This window comes from Undibacterium sp. 14-3-2 (genome assembly GCF_016595265.1).
Lineage (GTDB): Bacteria > Pseudomonadota > Gammaproteobacteria > Burkholderiales > Burkholderiaceae_D > Undibacterium > Undibacterium aquatile.
Genome location: NZ_JAENGS010000002.1, coordinates 740,667 through 754,814 on the forward strand (window position 1 = coordinate 740,667; position 14,148 = coordinate 754,814).

Annotated in this window: 11 protein-coding genes; 4 read left to right on the forward strand and 7 right to left on the reverse strand. The window is 50.5% G+C overall.

Features of this window, described 5'->3' with window-relative positions; genetic code table 11:
• Positions 1 to 55: 55 nt before the first annotated feature.
• Positions 56 to 952, reverse strand: a complete 897-nt coding sequence (locus Undi14_RS07785) for an amino acid ABC transporter substrate-binding protein (RefSeq protein WP_200179176.1) — start codon at positions 950 to 952, stop codon at positions 56 to 58.
• 32 nt (positions 953 to 984) lie between these two features.
• Between Undi14_RS07785 and Undi14_RS07790 the strand changes: the two genes are divergently transcribed.
• The gene (locus Undi14_RS07790) at positions 985 to 1,272 is read left to right on the forward strand and encodes a hypothetical protein (protein WP_200179178.1); all 288 of its coding nucleotides are present in this window, start codon (positions 985 to 987) and stop codon (positions 1,270 to 1,272) included.
• Here Undi14_RS07790 and Undi14_RS07795 read toward each other — a convergent pair.
• The 3 genes from Undi14_RS07795 to Undi14_RS07805 all read right to left on the reverse strand — a co-directional run bounded on the left by Undi14_RS07795 (position 1,217) and on the right by Undi14_RS07805 (position 5,545).
• Positions 1,217 to 2,503: a Glu/Leu/Phe/Val dehydrogenase gene (locus Undi14_RS07795; RefSeq protein WP_186882752.1), complete on the reverse strand. Its 1,287-nt coding sequence runs from the start codon at positions 2,501 to 2,503 to the stop codon at positions 1,217 to 1,219. The two genes, Undi14_RS07790 and Undi14_RS07795, sit on opposite strands and share 56 nt — an antisense overlap.
• Before the next feature lie 204 nt (positions 2,504 to 2,707).
• A complete protein-coding gene (locus Undi14_RS07800; RefSeq protein WP_200179180.1) occupies positions 2,708 to 3,661 on the reverse strand; it encodes a LysR family transcriptional regulator in 954 nt (317 codons plus the stop codon).
• A complete protein-coding gene (locus tag Undi14_RS07805) occupies positions 3,662 to 5,545 on the reverse strand; it encodes an ABC transporter ATP-binding protein/permease (protein WP_200179181.1) in 1,884 nt (627 codons plus the stop codon).
• Positions 5,546 to 5,829: 284 nt separating this feature from the next.
• Between Undi14_RS07805 and Undi14_RS07810 the strand changes: the two genes are divergently transcribed.
• Together Undi14_RS07810 and Undi14_RS07815 are read left to right on the forward strand one after the other, a co-directional pair.
• Entirely contained in the window at positions 5,830 to 6,249 is a 420-nt protein-coding gene (locus Undi14_RS07810; protein ID WP_186897121.1) for an acyl-CoA thioesterase, read from the forward strand.
• An 11-nt stretch (positions 6,250 to 6,260) separates the two neighbouring features.
• A complete protein-coding gene (locus tag Undi14_RS07815; RefSeq protein WP_200179184.1) occupies positions 6,261 to 7,844 on the forward strand; it encodes an alkaline phosphatase D family protein in 1,584 nt (527 codons plus the stop codon).
• Between the two features lie 229 nt (positions 7,845 to 8,073).
• On the opposite strand, the gene Undi14_RS07820 is transcribed toward Undi14_RS07815, so the two are convergent.
• From Undi14_RS07820 to Undi14_RS07830, 3 genes are all read right to left on the reverse strand, one after another.
• The gene (locus tag Undi14_RS07820) at positions 8,074 to 9,759 is read right to left on the reverse strand and encodes a long-chain-fatty-acid--CoA ligase (RefSeq protein WP_190478882.1); all 1,686 of its coding nucleotides are present in this window, start codon (positions 9,757 to 9,759) and stop codon (positions 8,074 to 8,076) included.
• A 259-nt stretch (positions 9,760 to 10,018) separates the two neighbouring features.
• Positions 10,019 to 12,097: a molybdopterin-dependent oxidoreductase gene (locus Undi14_RS07825; protein WP_200179186.1), complete on the reverse strand. Its 2,079-nt coding sequence runs from the start codon at positions 12,095 to 12,097 to the stop codon at positions 10,019 to 10,021.
• 119 nt (positions 12,098 to 12,216) lie between these two features.
• Entirely contained in the window at positions 12,217 to 13,131 is a 915-nt protein-coding gene (locus Undi14_RS07830) for an NAD(P)-dependent oxidoreductase (protein ID WP_234030469.1), read from the reverse strand.
• A 117-nt stretch (positions 13,132 to 13,248) separates the two neighbouring features.
• On the opposite strand from Undi14_RS07830, the gene Undi14_RS07835 reads away from it, so the two are divergent.
• The gene (locus Undi14_RS07835) at positions 13,249 to 13,791 is read left to right on the forward strand and encodes an acyloxyacyl hydrolase (RefSeq protein ID WP_200179188.1); all 543 of its coding nucleotides are present in this window, start codon (positions 13,249 to 13,251) and stop codon (positions 13,789 to 13,791) included.
• The last annotated feature ends 357 nt before the right edge of the window (positions 13,792 to 14,148 follow it).

Below are 14,148 nucleotides of genomic sequence, written 5' to 3' on the forward strand. Positions count from 1 at the left end.
CAAAAATAGTGAACAATCCGCTCTCGCATGTAGGGTGGTCTAAGCTTTTTAGCAATTAATCGCCCACTTTATCGTTAGGAAAACGAATAGTGTCGCGCAACAAAACACCCATAGGCATATTCAGGTTAGCACCTTTAGGCGGAATTGGCTTTTTAAACCACTTGTCATAGAGCTTTGTGAGCTCTCCGTCATTCATCATCCGTGCCATTTCACGATCCAGCAAGTCTTTGAAAGCAGGATCATCTTTACGCAACATGACGGCATACGGCTCGGTCGATAAAGAGTCGCCAACGACAGCAAATTTTTCCGGCTCTTTGCTATTGGCGCGGAATCCGTAAAGTAATACGTCATCCATAGGGAATGCATCGGCCTGGAATTTTTCCACCATGCTGAACGATTCCGCATGGTCATTCCCTTCCAGCAAACGCAAATTCAGGCTACGCGCCTTATCCCTCTCGTGTAACAACTTAACGGTCGTCGTGCCTTTGGTCGTCACGACTTTTTTATCTTTCAGATCGATCCAGTTTTTAATCCCGGCATCAGAACGCACCAGCATGCGCGTCGATGCAAAGAAATGGGGGATCGTGAAACTGACTTGCTTACGACGTTCTGCATTATTCGTTGTGGAGCCACATTCCATATCTGCTTTGCCTTCAATAATTGCAGGAATACGGCTGCTTGGTGTCACCAGTAAATAATGCACTTTTAAATTCGGCGCTTTCAGTTCTTTCTTGATGGCGTCGACAAATTTGAGGCAGATATCGACGGCATACCCTGTCGGTAACTTTGAGTCCGGGAGATAAGAGAACGGTAAGGATGCCTCACGGTGAGCGATCGTCACCGTCTGGGTTTCTTTAATGTGGCTGAGTGTGTCGGCCATAATTGCGGGAGAAAAGCCCGAGGCGATACAACACAGGGTCCAGAACTTTATCCGGCGGGTTACGGCTTTCATACAAACTCCTTTTAATCATGCTCAGGATAGTAATGAAAAATCTTTCCCTGTTTAAACTAAATATGTATCTGTTTGCAGAATTTAATTTGGATAAGTTTATTATTTTCAACAGAATCACGGAAATGCTGTTGAAAAAAACAATACCCATGTTTCTGCATCCCGATAAAGAATACAAAAACATGGGTATTGAAAGAAAAAACAACGCCAGCTTATGGCGGTGGCAAACGATGCAGTATCAGCAGCATCGTCTTGCCGGGGTGAAGATTATGGATACAGACCGCGTACCTCACGTGCCTGCAATACACGCGAACAACCAATAATGAAGGCGGCTGTACGCAAGGACACTTTCTTATCTTCAGTCACCTGCCATACCGAACTGAAGGCTTCACGCATGATGCGTGTCAGACGCTGATTAATTTCATCTTCAGTCCAGAAATAGCTGGAGAAATCCTGCACCCATTCAAAATACGACACAGTCACACCACCTGCATTGGCGATCACGTCTGGTACAACCAACACGCCTTTGTCGCGCAAAATATCATCGGCTTCAGGTGTTGTCGGGCCATTCGCACCTTCCAGAATGATGGAAGCACGGATCTGATTCGCATTTTTTGCTGTGATCTGCTGTTCGAGCGCAGCCGGAATCATGATGTCGCAATTCACCGCCCAGAATTCTTCATTTGGCAGCACTGCTTCAACTCCGTCGAATCCAGCGACACTGCCTTTTTCTGCAACGTGTGCCAGAAGTTTGTTCACATCCAGACCGTTAGAATGGAAAATCGTGCCGCCGTGATCCTGAACCGCAACGATTTTTGCACCAGCTTCAGAAAACAGACGCGCAGCAATACCGCCCACATTACCGAAACCCTGTACCGCGATTTTTGCGCCAGGCACACTCAGGCCACGCTTGGCAGCGGCTTCGCTACCGACCACAAACACGCCGCGTCCGGTTGCTTCACGACGACCAAGACTGCCGCCAAGAGAAATCGGCTTACCTGTCACAACGCCAGTCGCGGTGCGACCTTCGTTCATCGAGTAGGTATCCATCATCCAAGCCATCGTCTGCTCATTCGTGTTGACGTCTGGTGCCGGAATATCTTTATCCGGGCCAATGATGATGCCGATTTCGGAGGTATAACGACGCGTCATCCGCATCAATTCGCCACGGGATAAAGTTTTCGGGTCAACGCGGATACCGCCTTTGGCGCCACCGTAAGGCACATTCACCGCCGAGTTCTTGATCGTCATCCAGGCCGACAAGGCCATCACTTCAGACAAGGTCACATCCTGGTGGAAACGCACGCCACCTTTACCCGGGCCGCGCGAAGTGTTGTGCTGTACACGGTAGCCTTCAAAATGAGAAATCGTGCCATCGTCACGCTCAATAGGTACATCAACGATCAGGATACGTTTCGGGCGTTTCAGCGTTTCTACCCAACGCGACAAATGACCGAGGTAAGGGGTAACGCGATCGATTTGCTCAAGGTAAACGGACCAAGGACCGGTCTCTGTCGGGGTAAGATAGGACGGAATCTGGTGTTGACTGGACATGGTATGACCTCCTGATATATTGATCTGATTTTATCTGTCTTTTCCGGAATGCCGATTTTCAGCACCTTCCGAAAGATGATGCATAGTAGTCTTCTCTGGCAAAATTCAGCCAATGCTTTGTTTGCATCAATCTATGCAATAAACGCATAACCATCAGGCGAGATTTTTTGACCGGGATTCGGCGCGCCGTAAAACTGACATCAATCAGGCTGATTTTTTCTGCTTCTTATCCGCTTTTTTCTGCAACTCTTCCAGGTATTCCCACAATCGTGACACGATCATTTTTCCCGGGCGCTGTACCGATGGGCGCTCGCGATACAAACGAATCTCCATGTTCACTTCCCATGCCCCGCTGCCGCCGTCTGCGCGCGCCAGTAACTTTTGCTTCACTTCCCGGGTTACGGCGGATTCGGGTAAAAACGCGATGCCACGCCCTTCCAGCGCCATCATTTTCAAGCCCTCGGCCATATCGGTTTCGTAGCATTTTTCCAGATGCAAAGGGGTACGGCCATCATTCAGAATCAGATCAACCATACGTCCCAGATACGCATTATTTGCATAGGCTAAAAATGGTAATGGCGCGTTATCGGTGCCGGGAAACTCAAACTCGGGCACACCTTGTTTATTGCACCGGGTGTAGGCGCGCAAAGCCTCAGTACCCATGCTGATCATGTCGTACTGGCTCGCATCCAGCAGCAAGGGTTGACGCGGATGGTGATAACACAGCAGCAGGTCGCAACCACCTTCGACCAGCGTCATGACAGCATCGTGCACATTCAACGCCAGCAGACGACTGTTGATTTCGCCAAACGCAGATTCCAGCCCGGTCAGCCAGCGCGGAACATAAGTCAACGATAAGGTGTGCGGTACCGCAAAATCGACCGTAGTTTGCGTGCTCGGGCGTTTACCGCGCAATAAAGCACGGGCATTATTGATCTGTCCCAGCATCGCCAGCGCCTGTTCATAAAACACTTCACCGGCGTGTGTAAGACGTGTCGGATAAGATGTGCGGTCGATCAGATCACTGCCCAGCCACGCTTCCAGAGATTGTATGCGCCGTGAAAAAGCCGGTTGCGTGACATGTCTTAATTCTGCCGAACGGCTGAAACTATTGGTCTCGGCCAGCGAGACAAAATCTTCTAACCACTTGGTTTCCATTTATGCCCCCGCTGCCGACAGAGACTGCGCAGATGGTGTGCTGCCGTCCTCTTCACTGACCTCATTACCGCTGCTTTGCTGCCGCTCCCACATCTGCGCATAGGCGCCCTGTTGCGCCAGCAAATCCTGATGCGTACCGCGCTCGATAATCCTGCCTTTGTCCATCACCAGAATCTGTCCGGCATCAACGATGGTCGATAAGCGATGCGCGATCACCAGGCTGGTACGACTGCGCGCGATTTCTTTTAATTGCGCCTGTATCATTTGCTCTGAGCGTGAATCCAGTGCCGAGGTCGCTTCGTCGAAAATCAGTATCGATGGATTTTTCAATAAAGTGCGGGCGATCGCCACACGCTGCTTTTCACCGCCAGATAATTTCAGACCGCGCTCACCCACCATGGTGTTGTAACCATCGGGCAGTGTCTCGATAAATTCATGAATATAAGCGGCTCGGGCAACAGCAATGATTTCATCTTTGGTCGCCCCCGGTTTGCCATAGGCGATGTTGTATTCTATCGTGTCGTTAAACAGCACCGTATCTTGTGGCACGATGCCGATCGCGGCGCGCACGGATGATTGCGTTACGCCACGCAAATCTTGTCCCGCAATGCTGATGCAGCCACTCTGAATATCGTAAAAACGGAACAACAGCCGCGACAGCGTTGACTTGCCAGAACCGCTATGCCCCACCACCGCCGTCGTCGTTCCAGCCGGGATCGTAAAGTCGACATCAAACAAAATCTGGCGATTGCTTTCATAACTGAAATTCACATGCGCAAAGCGAATCTCTGCGCCATTCTGCGTGGTGACCCGCAGCGGTTGTGCGTCAGCGGAATCAGCAATATCCTGATTCTGATCAAGCAGCGAAAACAGTTTTTCAATGTCAGCCAGACTTTGCTTGATTTCACGGTACAACACCCCCAGAAAATTCAGCGGCATATACAACTGCAACATAAATGAATTTACCAGCACCAGATCGCCGAGACTCATCGTGCCATCGATTACGCCCTGCGTCGCACGCCATAAAATCAGCGTGATGGCACTCGCAATAATCAGCGATTGCCCGGTGTTCAACAGCGATAAACTGCTCTGCGATTTGACTGCTGCCGTCTCAAAATTTTTCAATCCCTGATCGTAACGCTGCGCTTCATATTCCTCATTGCCAAAGTACTTCACCGTTTCGTAATTCAGCAAAGAATCGATCGCCTTGGTATGTGCTTTCGAGTCCAGCTCGTTCATCGTGCGGCGGAAATGCGTACGCCATTCTGTCACTGTGATCGTGAAAATAATATACGTCACCAGTGCGCCGAAAGTGATCACGCTGAACCAGATGTCGTAGTGCGTACTCAGATAAATCAGTACCAGCGAAATTTCCAGCAAGGTCGGCACGATGCTGAATAAGGCATACGACACCAGCGACGAGACGGCACGGGTACCGCGTTCGATGTCGCGGGTGACACCACCGGTCTGGCGATTCAGATGAAAGCGCAAAGACAATGCATGCAAATGCCGGAACACCCGCAACGCAATCGTGCGCACCGCTCTTTGCGTTACTTTGGCAAAAATGAATTCGCGCAGTTCGGTGAACAAAGTGGTTGATAGGCGCAAGGCGCCATAGCCGATCAGCAGACTCACCGGCAAAACCATCAGCGCCGCCGGATGGCTTGCCGTTACGGTCAGGCTATCGACCAGTTTTTTCAGTACCACGGGAACGCCGACATTCGCCAGCTTGGCGCCGACCAGAAATGTCAACGCCAGTAATACCCGCCATTTGTAAGCCCATAGATAGGGCAACAAAGTTTTAATGGTCGAGAAATCGCCGCGTGGCTGGTCAGTCGGTGGTAGGTGGGAAGCACTGTTACCTGTATTTTCTCTGCGACGCATCGTAAGAGTCTTTTCCTGAAGTGGTTTATCATGTCGGCAATGCCTGCAATTTGCGCAAAGAATTCTGAGCAACACCATCCGGTCTGATCGTTTACCCTTCTCAGAGCATGATTCCCGATGACTTTTTCTCTGCCAGTGTGCAGGCACATATAACGCCGTATCTCATTTTTTATCATTTTGACGTCTTTGGTCTGAGCAAGATTAAAAAGAACAGCCAGGCCGACGTTGAATAAATATCTGAGAGATGGATTTACTCTGATTGTAACGTTTTAAGGAAACTCCCGATGACTGATCATCACCAAACCACTCTTCCGGCAGGTATGCCAACCCTGCGCGTCATGCCTATGCCATCGGATGCGAATGTGCATGGCGACGTTTTTGGCGGCTGGATCATGTCGCAAGTCGATATTGCCGGCGCTATTCCGGCTGCCCGCCGCGCCAACGGCCGGGTAGCAACGATTGCCGTGAATTCTTTCCTGTTTAAACAACCGGTGTTTGTCGGCGATTTATTGTCGTTTTACGCGCAGATCGTCAAGGTAGGCAATACCTCGATCACGATAGAAGTCGAAGTTTACGCGGAACGTAATCGCCTGCAAGCCAGCACTGTCAAAGTGACCGAGGCAACCTTAACTTATGTTGCGACAGGTGAAGACAGAAAACCACGCCAGATTCCGCCGCTGGAATCCGTTTCGTTTGGTGCTTAAGGATATATAAAGTGCCGTCGCGTCGTCTGTTTTTACAACGCAGCCTGCAACTGACTGCGCTTGCAGCGTTGTCGCAGGCGTTTCCGGGTTATGCGGCAGAACGCAGCAAAGCTTATCCGTTCACGCTGGGCGTCGCGTCAGGCTCACCGCGCCACGACAGCGTTGTTATCTGGACGCGGTTACTGCCTGATCCTTTGAATGCTCAGGCGCTCGCGCCTATGGTCTACAAAGTTTTGTGGGAAGTCGCTGAAGATGAGGGATTTAAGCGTATCGTCAGCAAAGGTGAAGTGTTCGCGCTGCCGGATCTGGCGCACAGTGTGCATGTCGATGTGACGGGCTTATTGCCAGGGCGCTGGTATTGGTATCGATTTATTCATGGCGATGCGATCAGCCCGGTCGCCCGCACACGGACCGCACCGGCGATGGATGCACCGCTCAGCACCTTGAAATTGGCCGTGGCGTCCTGCCAACACTGGGAATTCGGTGAATATGCGGCACATCGCCACATCGCGCAAGCCAATCCCGATCTGGTCGCCTTCCTCGGCGATTACATTTACGAATGGGGTCCTTACGACCTGAAGCATCCGGCCAAACCGCGCCGACGCGATATTGAAAGCAGCAATCTCGAGGAATATCGCGCCCGTTATGCGCAATACAAATTCGATCCGCAACTGCAGGCGGCACACCATGCGGCACCCTGGCTGGTAACCTGGGACGACCACGAAGTCTGCAATGACTACGGCAACGAGCGTGATGAACGTCTGGATGCCAATTTCATTCTGCGCCGCGCTGCTGCCTATCAGGCGTTTTACGAACATATGCCTGTGCGGCTGCACAAAGTGACTGTGCTGCCATCACAGTTTGCCCACATGCGCATTTACGAGCGCTTTGACTGGGGCAGGCTGGCACGTTTTCACGTGCTCGATGACCGTCAATACCGCTCGCCGCAAATCTGCGCCAAACCGGGACGCGGCGGTGCCAATGTCGTCACGCAGGCTGAGTGCACCAGCCGCAACGACAGCGCATTAACGCTGCTCGGTGCGGAACAGGAAAAATGGCTGGCACAAGGTCTGGCAAGCTCGCAGGCGAAGTGGAATATTCTGACGCAGCAAACCTTCATGGCGCAAACCAATCTGAGCAATGTGAATGTGGACGGTGAAGGAAAATTCTGGACCGATGGCTGGGATGGTTATCCGGCAGCGCGCCAACGTTTGTTTGATGATATTGAAAAACACCGGCCATCAAATCCTGTCGTGATTTCCGGTGACGTTCACACGTTTTATGCCGCCAATCTGAAACGCGATTTCTGGAAAAAATCTTCGCCGGACAACCCGGTACTGGCAACCGAATTTTGCGGCACCTCGATCACCTCCAATTCCCGCCCGCAAGAACGCACCGATCAGATCGTTGCGCAGAATCCGCATATCAAATATGGCCGCAGCGATAAACGCGGATTCATGTTGCTGGACATCTCCGCCAACAAAATGCTGACGCAGTTCGTCGCATTGGATGATGTCAGCAAAGCGGATTCGGGAATCAGTACTCTCAAAAGTTTTATGGTCGAAGACGGTAAAGCCGGGCTCGTCAGTATCTGAAACTGAGTATCTGAACCTGATGTGGCAATAAAAAAAGGAAGGCAATGCCTTCCTTTTTTTGCATCTTCACGCCGTCTGGATACGGTAAATATACTCCCACCAGTATATAAAATCCCCCCTTATTTTATGCCGACAATAGGCAGTTTTTATATAAAAGAGGGGGGAGTATCCTTCATTCAGCAAATTAATACCGATGAATTATCGCGTCAGCGCCACTGCCATCACACGATCAAGCCGGTTTCTTTTCATCACGTAATTCACGACGCAAGATTTTACCGACATTCGTTTTCGGCAATTCGAGACGGAATTCTATGTACTTCGGTTTCTTGTACGCAGTGAATTGCTCTTTGCAATAATCCATTAACTGATCGACCGTTAATGAAGGATCTTTGCGCACCACAAACAATTTCACCGCTTCACCGGAATTCGCATCCGGCACGCCGATACACGCACATTCAAGCACGCCTGGATGCAATGCGACCACGCCTTCGATTTCATTCGGATACACATTGAAGCCAGACACCAAAATCATGTCTTTCTTACGATCGACAATCGTGGTGTAACCGCGGAAATCCATGATGCCGACGTCACCGCTTTTGAAGAAGCCATCAGGCGTCATCACTTTTGCGGTTTCTTCCGGCATGTTCCAGTAACCCGCCATCACCTGCGGGCCACGAATCGCGATTTCACCTGCATGTCCCAACGGCAGACGATTACCATCGTCATCCAGAATCGCAATTTCTGTGGATGGAATCGGCAGACCGATCGTGCCGGAAAACTCTTTAGTATCCGGTAAGTTGGCAGTCGCGACTGGCGATGTTTCAGACAAACCATAACCTTCAGCGATTGCACAGCCGGTGATTTTCAACCATTTATCGGCCACAGCTTTCTGCACTGCCATACCGCCGCCACTACAGATTTCATAACCGGAGAAATCCAGTTTGGCGAATTCAGGATTATTCAACAAGCCGTTATACAAGGTATTCACTGCAGGGAAAATATTGACCTTGTAGTTTTTGAGTTCTTTGATGAAGCCGGGAATATCACGTGGATTCGGAATCAGCAGATTCATCGCACCGATACGGGTGCCCAGCAAACTGCAGACCGTCAGCGCGAAGATATGATACAGAGGCAGAGCACAGACGATGATGCGCGCATCATCTTTATGTCCGGACATGCTCGGGGTCAGCCAGGCGTCGTTCTGCAAGACATTCGCAACCACATTTCTGTGCAGCAGTGTCGCACCTTTGGAAACACCCGTCGTGCCACCGGTGTACTGCAGGAACGCGACGTCATCACGATGGATCTCGACTGCTTTTAAGCTCAGTGAATCGGCTTCCGACAACACTTGATTGAATCGTTTTGCGTTCGGCAAAGAAAAAGCTGGCACCATTTTCTTGACATTACGAACAACAAAATTCACCAGCAGACCTTTAAGGCCGAGCATGTCGCCCATACTGGCGACCACAACGTGTTTCACCTGCGTTTTCTGAATCACATGTTCCAGCGTTGTCGCAAAATTCTCAAGGATAAAGATCGCTTCTGCTCCCGAGTCTTTTAACTGATGCTCGAGCTCACGCGGGGTGTACAGCGGATTGACGTTCACGACCACATAACCGGCACGCAGAATAGCCGCCATCACGACCGGATACTGCAAAACGTTTGGCATCATGATCGCAACACGGGCGCCTTTTTTCAGCCCCTGCTGCTGTAACCACGCACCAACTTTTTGCGACATCAGATCCAGCTTGCCGTAAGTCAGATATTTCCCCATGCAAGCGTACGCATTGCGGGCAGAAAATTTCTTAAATGCCTCTTCAAGTAACTGCACCAGTGACTGATATTGCGTCACGTCTATTTCTGCAGGCATGCCTTCCGGGTAGGATTTAAGCCAGAATTTTTCCGTCGTTTCCATCTGTATTTCCTTGTCTCTGATTGTTGTTCTGTTGATCATCTGTACTGCACAGAATATTAAAGCATGGTCGTTCTTTTTAATAGTAACAATATCACCTAGCGGATGCTATCGGCTAAGTGTTAGCAAGGCAAGCATTTTGCGTTAATCTGAAAGCATCCTCTATTAACTTGCTGCAACGCACAATAACATGCGCTCAAATCCCGCCATTTTACTGATGCAGAACAAACTGCGCAGGTAAAACGTGGTGATTTATGCGGCCTCAGGCTTTTTCCACCTGCACCAGGACATCGTAAAAAGTCGGGCCGCCGCCCATATCCGTTAATTGCTGACTGGTGACTTCATTCGCATTCTTATGGTCACTGGCAAGTTTTTTCCACCAGATAGATAAACCCACAACCAGCCCATGCCGCGCTTTATCCGTGACACGTGCCACCGCCACGAAACTGCCGCGATCATTGAAAATTCTGACCTGATCTCCGTCATTGATCTGCCGGAAAGTGGCATCGTCAGGATGAATATCCAGATGAGGCACGCCTTCGGTATCGCGTAGGCTTTGTACATTCACAAACGTCGAATTCAGAAAATTGCGTGCTGGCGGCGAAATCATAGCCAGAGGAAAACGTGCACCCAGTTGCGGATTCGCCGCGACGGATTCATACGGCGGAATATAGGTGGGCAAAGGGTCGAAACCATCCTTGCGCATACTCTCGCTATAAAACTCACACTTGCCGGATGGTGTCGCAAAACCACCCTCGGCAAATGGCGCTGGCTTGACATTGACTTTCTGCCAGCCAGTCTTCTTCAGCGATGCCCAGTCAAAATGGATCGCGCGTTCATCATTTTTGTGAAAAGCCTGACTCGCCATCTCATCGTCAGACTCATCAAAACACGCATCATCAAAACCCATTTTCTTCGCCAGTAATCGGAAAATTTCGCTGTTTGGTTTAGCTTCACCTAACGGGGCAATCGCTGGATTGTTCGCCATCATGTACAGATGACCGTAGGTCGTGTGTACATCGGTGTGCTCCAGCTGCGTCGTTGCAGGCAACAAAATGTCGGCATAATCTGCGGTATCCGTTTGAAAATGCTCAATGACAACGGTGAACAAATCTTCGCGGGCGAATCCCTGTGCCACTTTTGAAGACTGCGGTGCGACCGCGACGGGGTTCGAGTTATAAACAATGATAGCGTCAATTTTCGAGCCGAACTCTGCGCTGCTGTGCTTTAACAAATCGTCACCTATCGTACTCATATTGATCGTGCGTCGCGGCTGCCCTTGCGGAAACAGGTCTGGCCGCTGTAAATATGATACGTTTTTCGGAAATGCATCGGATAAAGATAATTGCACGCCACCGGCCGCATGTCGCCATGCGCCAACTAATGCGGGTAAGCAGGCAATATTCCGGACAGCCATACCGCCGCCATGAACGCGCTGTACGCCATAGTTCATACGTATCAGGCTTGCCTCACCGCGTTGCGCACAATGTCCGTAATCGCGTGCAAGCTGAATTACTTCCTCTGCTGTAATACCGCAAGTGGCGGCGACACGCTCAGGTGTCCATTCTGCAACCCGTTGGCTGAGCTGCTCGAAACCGAGTGTGTGTTGCGCGATGTAGTCGTGGTCAAGCAGATCTTCTGCAATCAGAACATGCGTTAAACCCAAAGCTAGTGCGGCGTCAGTCCCTGGCAGCAGAGCTATATGCTGATGGCATTTTTCTGCTGTCAGCGAACGATAGGGATCAATCGCAATTAATTTGGCACCATTGCGTTTGGCTTCCTGCACCCGCATCCAGAAATGCAGATTCGATGCAATCGGATTACCGCCCCAGATCAGAATCAGTCTGGCATTTTGCGTCTGCTCAGTGTCAGTACCGATACGGGAACCAAGAGTATATTTATAGCCGACACCACCCGCGGTAGCGCATATTGTGCGATCCAGAAACGATGCGCCTATCTTATGAAAAAAACGCTGCGCCATGCCATCACCCTGCAGCAAACCCATGGTTCCGGCATAGCTGTATGGCAAAATCGCCAGCGGATCTCTGCTGGCCACTGTCTTCAGCTTGTCGCTGATGATATTCAGCGCTTCTTCCCAACTGATGCGTTCAAACTTACCTTCCCCTTTTTTACCTGTTCGCTTCTGCGGAGATAACAGGCGATCGGCATGATAAGTACGCTCGGTATAACGCGAAACCTTAGTACACAGCACGCCGGCAGTCGTTGGATGCTCAGGATCTCCTTTTACCGCAATGGCTTTACCGTCTTCCACATGCACCAGTAACGCACAGGTATCCGGGCAATCATGCGGACAAACCGCACGTACTATTTCACTATTCATTCTGACTCCTGAAAAGATGGCTCACGAATAAAAATAGTGAGTGAGCATCCATAAATTTTTTCCATTTGATCGGCACGCTCGTTGGCGTACGCCCCTGACGTTCGCTCTGGCAAACAAAATCAAGGCAATTGATCCTGCGCCGTGCCGAGGCGAATTCCTGCATTCAATCTTTCTAATTCGAGCAGAGCCGCTGAATGGTCTGCTGTTGGGTAACGAGTAGATAGGCTTCGATAAATATCCGTGACCAGGCTGGTCAATGGCAAGTTCAGACCCGCATCTGACGCCGCCCTCTGAATATTTTCCATATCTTTGGTCTGTGTTTTGACCTGCCCTCCGGGCATAAAACTACGATCCAGCATGCGCTGCCCATGTACTTCCAGAATCCGGCTCTCAGCGAATCCACCCCGCAAAGCCTGGCGTACAGCGACGGGATCAGCGCCGCCGGCCTGTGCCAGCAACAATGCCTCCGCAACGATATTGATTGTGCCGCCCACAATGAGCTGATTACACAATTTCGCCAGCTGCCCGCAACCCGGAGCACCTACGTGCGTCGGGCAACCGAAGACCTTTAATATCTCCTCTATCCGCGCATACGTGTCAGGTGTTGCACCAACCATGATGGCCAGCGTTCCAGCCTGCGCGCCAATCACACCGCCGGAAACCGGAGCATCAGCAAAAGCAATGCCTTTGCTCAACAATGCCTCGTTTAGTGCTTTCGCCTCTGATTGGCGGGTTGAACTCATATCGATAACAATGCTGCCAGCTTTCAGGTAGGGCATGACTTGTCGCATGACATCTTCAACTACCGGCCCTGATTCCAGCATAGTAATAAGCACGTCGGCAAACCAGTCACCCGCATTGACCGCATCCTCTGGTCTGTCTGCAGTGAGCGCACCGTATTGTCGTAAGGCGTCGGCCTTTGAACTGGTGCGGTTCCAGACCGTAAGCGCATAACCTGCCTCGAGCAAACGAATTGCCATCGGGCGTCCCATCAAACCAATCCCTAAAAATCCTATTCGCATTTTCTTTGTCATTATATTTTCCGATAGCTGAACGGATTAAATATTATCGTCTTTTCGCGTCCGGTGAAGCTGAATGAAAATTCCAGCCATGTTATTCTTCAACTTTTACTCCACCTTCTTAAGCAGCGTATGACAACCTTTAATAAAAAAATCCTCTTGGCCGGAGTTGGACTTCTGCTAGCCCATGCCAGTTCATTTGCCGTAGATTCAGTTTCCGCAGAATTTGCCAGTGGCAATAAGTCACAGTTTGTGCGTGGCGGAGCTCAATGGGACTGGGACAATGCCTGGTTCAAATCGAATGGTACACAAGTAGGTGGGTACTGGGATGCTACGCTGACTCAATGGCGTAATAATGCCTATCAAGGAGTATCGGGAGCGACTCAAAATATTACTGATGTCGGCATCACCCCAGTCTTTCGCTTTCAGAATGAAAATAAAAAAGGGCTTTATGCCGAAGCGGGGATAGGTCTGCATTTATTCTCCCACGTCTATAACAACAACGGCCGTGCCTTTTCAACCGCATTCCAGTTCGGAGACCACATCGGCGTAGGCTACGTGTTCAGCAACGGCTGGGAAGCAGGCCTCAAGATTCAGCATTTTTCCAACGGAGCCATCAAGAAACCGAATCCGGGAGCGAATGTCGCCACAGTTAAAGTTGGCTACCACTTCTGATCCTGAACTGAGGGAGGCGACACTGTGGAATAAAACGAAGAGTGACAGCCCCCTGGAAGTGACACTCAAGATCAAACAAAGGAGCCTGCGGGCTCCTTTTTCTTTACCCGGCATAGTGACCGCTGGTCAGTAAGAGCGAAGAGCAGAAGACGGCTGAATAAGGAGTGCTAATGGGAAGAGACGTCGGGATCAGAAATAAAGCAGCCAGCGCCGAAACATGATGATCCTGTGCGCAAAAGCAAAACCCCCCGTTACGCTGGGTAACGGGGGGTTCGCAGAATACAAGCCTGACGATAACCTACTTTCACACTGGTTGCAGCACTATCATTGGCGCAGAGTCGTTTCACGGTCCTGTTC

Coding starts and splice junctions, on each gene's coding strand:
- Undi14_RS07810 (WP_186897121.1), top strand. CDS start 5,830: ATGACTGATCATCACCAAACCACTCTTCCGGCAGGTATGCCAACCCTG.
- Undi14_RS07825 (WP_200179186.1), bottom strand. CDS start 12,097: ATGAATAGTGAAATAGTACGTGCGGTTTGTCCGCATGATTGCCCGGAT.
- Undi14_RS07795 (WP_186882752.1), bottom strand. CDS start 2,503: ATGTCCAGTCAACACCAGATTCCGTCCTATCTTACCCCGACAGAGACC.
- Undi14_RS07790 (WP_200179178.1), top strand. CDS start 985: ATGAAAAATCTTTCCCTGTTTAAACTAAATATGTATCTGTTTGCAGAA.
- Undi14_RS07820 (WP_190478882.1), bottom strand. CDS start 9,759: ATGGAAACGACGGAAAAATTCTGGCTTAAATCCTACCCGGAAGGCATG.
- Undi14_RS07785 (WP_200179176.1), bottom strand. CDS start 952: ATGAAAGCCGTAACCCGCCGGATAAAGTTCTGGACCCTGTGTTGTATC.
- Undi14_RS07800 (WP_200179180.1), bottom strand. CDS start 3,661: ATGGAAACCAAGTGGTTAGAAGATTTTGTCTCGCTGGCCGAGACCAAT.
- Undi14_RS07805 (WP_200179181.1), bottom strand. CDS start 5,545: ATGCGTCGCAGAGAAAATACAGGTAACAGTGCTTCCCACCTACCACCG.
- Undi14_RS07830 (WP_234030469.1), bottom strand. CDS start 13,131: ATGACAAAGAAAATGCGAATAGGATTTTTAGGGATTGGTTTGATGGGA.
- Undi14_RS07835 (WP_200179188.1), top strand. CDS start 13,249: ATGACAACCTTTAATAAAAAAATCCTCTTGGCCGGAGTTGGACTTCTG.